At 53.5% G+C, this 2,524-nt stretch carries 3 protein-coding genes and 1 pseudogene; 3 read left to right on the top strand and 1 reads right to left on the bottom strand.

Annotated elements, in window-relative coordinates; genetic code table 11:
• The 3 genes and pseudogenes from M0974_RS22925 to M0974_RS22915 all read left to right on the top strand — a co-directional run.
• Positions 1 to 356: pseudogene (locus M0974_RS22925) on the top strand (MFS transporter); the annotation flags it as partial.
• A 289-nt stretch (positions 357 to 645) separates the two neighbouring features.
• Positions 646 to 882: a hypothetical protein gene (locus M0974_RS22920; protein WP_297842218.1), complete on the top strand. Its 237-nt coding sequence runs from the start codon at positions 646 to 648 to the stop codon at positions 880 to 882.
• Between the two features lie 220 nt (positions 883 to 1,102).
• Entirely contained in the window at positions 1,103 to 2,110 is a 1,008-nt protein-coding gene (locus M0974_RS22915; protein WP_297842215.1) for an aldo/keto reductase, read from the top strand.
• A gap of 217 nt (positions 2,111 to 2,327) precedes the next feature.
• Here the strand turns inward: M0974_RS22915 and M0974_RS22910 are convergent.
• Positions 2,328 to 2,524: EAL domain-containing protein (locus M0974_RS22910; protein ID WP_297842212.1), on the bottom strand; the 197-nt coding region annotated here is incomplete at its 5' end.

Here is a 2,524-nt window from a genome sequence, read left to right as displayed (position 1 = left end):
TGGGGACGGTATTTTTTATCGCTGGACTGATCGGGTTTAGTCACGCCGCCAGCATGCTCTCCTGGTGTGTGGCGATGTTCATTTTCACTCTGGGCGAGATGATCATCTACCCGGCTGAATACCTGTTCATCGACACCATCGCCCCCGAAGTCCTGCGCGGCAGCTATTACGGCGCGCAAAACCTTGCAGCTTTTGGCGGCGCCCTTAGCCCGGTTATCTGCGGCTATCTGCTGATCAATTCGACCCCCTCCAGTATGTTTTACGTGCTGAGCTGCCTGACAGCGGTGGGCGGCACGTTGTGCTTTTTAAGTGGGCGCAGGATCAAATCCGAAACGGAACATGGCACGTCGGTGTAGGAGCTTGCTCGCGATGAATCGCAAAGCGTTCCAAAAACATTAGCCGCCGCTGCCATGGTCAAAGTTTAGGCAGCAGGCTTTACGACTGCTGCGCAGTCGATCGCGAACAAGTTCGCTCCTACAAGGGAGCAAATTTGATGCCTAACCCTATGAAATTACTAGGCTTATCCGAACTATCATTTTCAACGATGATCGCTACCACTCGTATTGACTTCTTAATAAAACAGCGCGGCGTAAAATCAGTTCCATACCCAGTTAAACAACTAACAACACTTTCGGAGCAACTAACATGAAAACTTCAAAACTGATTTTTGGCTTGGCTTTTTCGGTATTGGCTAGCAGCACTTTCGCTCTTCCAGCATTCGCAGCAGACGGTTCGGCTCATATCCACGCCGCCCAGGTTGCTTCAGATGGCGCTGATCACGTCGGTGCTAACCGTGTAGCCGCTGATGGTGCCGATCACGTCGGTGCGAACCGCGTAGCCGCTGATGGTGCCGATCACGTCGGTGCGAATCGCATTAGCTAATAGCTAATAGCTAATAGCTAATAGCTAATAGCTTCAGCGTTCCCTTTCAGCCCGGCTTTTGCCGGGCTTAATTTTGCGCGTTGGAAAAGTGTGAAGGCAGTAAATCATTGGTGAACATCACTTTCCGGTATTTGACAAAGACGGGAAGATTGCGGACGGTAGCCACACAAATTGATGCAGTTTCGCAGTCACCTTCAACCTTTTAAAAAGGATCAGAGCAATGACTTATCGCATTCTCGGCCAGTCCGGCCTGCGCGTATCCACATTAACCCTCGGTTCTATGATGTTTGGCGAGCAGACCGGCGCTGAAGAGTCCCGGCGCATCATCGACAAGGCCTGGGATCAAGGGGTCAATTTCATCGACACGGCGGACGTTTATAACGCTGGACGTTCCGAGGAGATAGTCGGCAAAGCTATCGCTTCTCGCCGTAGTGATTGGGTGCTGGCAACCAAAGTGGGTTCACCCCACGCCGGTAACACGCCAAACACCGGCGGGTTGAGCCGCAAGCACATTTTCAATTGCATCGATGCCAGCTTGAGCCGCCTCGATACCGACTATGTGGACATCTATTACCTGCACCGCGAAGACCACAATACGCCGCTGGAAGTGACGGTATCGGCCATCGGCGACCTGCTGCGCCAGGGCAAAATTCGCTACTGGGGCGTGTCAAACTTTCGTGGCTGGCGCATTGCAGAGCTGGTTAACATCGCCCAGCGACTGGGCGTGGACAAACCGGTGATTAGCCAACCGCTCTACAACATTACCAATCGCCAAGCTGAGCTTGAGCAAATCACGGTTGCCGAGTACCACGGACTGGGTGTTGTGCCTTACAGCCCGTTGGCCCGTGGCGTGCTCAGCGGCAAATATGCGCCTGATATTGCCCCCGACAGCAACAGCCGTGCGGGACGCCAGGACAAACGCATTCTGGAAACTGAGTGGAGAGTTGAATCGCTGCGTATCGCTCAGAAGATTCAGCAGTACACTCAGGAAAAAGGCGTAGGTATCGTCGAGTTCGCTATCGCATGGGTGCTGAACAATCAGGCGGTCACATCGGCCATCGTTGGACCGCGCACCGAGGAGCAATGGGACGGTTATACCAAAGCCCAAAGCGTCAAAATCACCGCCGAAGACGAAGCGTTCATCGACTCGCTGGTCACACCGGGGCACGCGTCGACGCCTGGGTATAACGACGTTGCGCACTTTGTGTCGGGACGTGTGGTGCGCTGATTGGCTGATGATTTGGCGGTGATTGCTGCACCGCCTTCGCAGGCAAGCTCCACTAGATCAAGATCAGCTCAATATGGTGTGCTGAATGAAGAGCCTGTAGGCAACTTGCTGGCGAAGGTCACCGCGGCGAATCAGGTGCACCGCTTCGCCAACAAGTTGACTACAGATACAGTTTCGACAGTGTGTCAGGTATACCATTTCCCATATGAGTTCGGTCCTACAGGCTCCACGGCGCCGGTTGACCAAACAACTGGCCTTGCACACCTTCTATTCCCATCTCACGAATCACCTGAAATTCCCCGTCAGTTTCTACACGTTCGGCGATCAACGGCAAATCAATGCTGTGTGCGGCGCGCTGGATGGCTTCGATAAACAGACGCTTATGGCTTTCTTGATCGATGGCTCGGATGTAGC

Origin of the sequence: Pseudomonas sp., from assembly GCF_026224925.1 — a bacterium.
Classification (GTDB): Bacteria; Pseudomonadota; Gammaproteobacteria; order Pseudomonadales; family Pseudomonadaceae; genus Aquipseudomonas.
This window is presented reverse-complemented; position numbering and strand designations above follow the sequence as displayed.

Coding starts and splice junctions, on each gene's coding strand:
- M0974_RS22920 (WP_297842218.1), top strand. CDS start 646: ATGAAAACTTCAAAACTGATTTTTGGCTTGGCTTTTTCGGTATTGGCT.
- M0974_RS22915 (WP_297842215.1), top strand. CDS start 1,103: ATGACTTATCGCATTCTCGGCCAGTCCGGCCTGCGCGTATCCACATTA.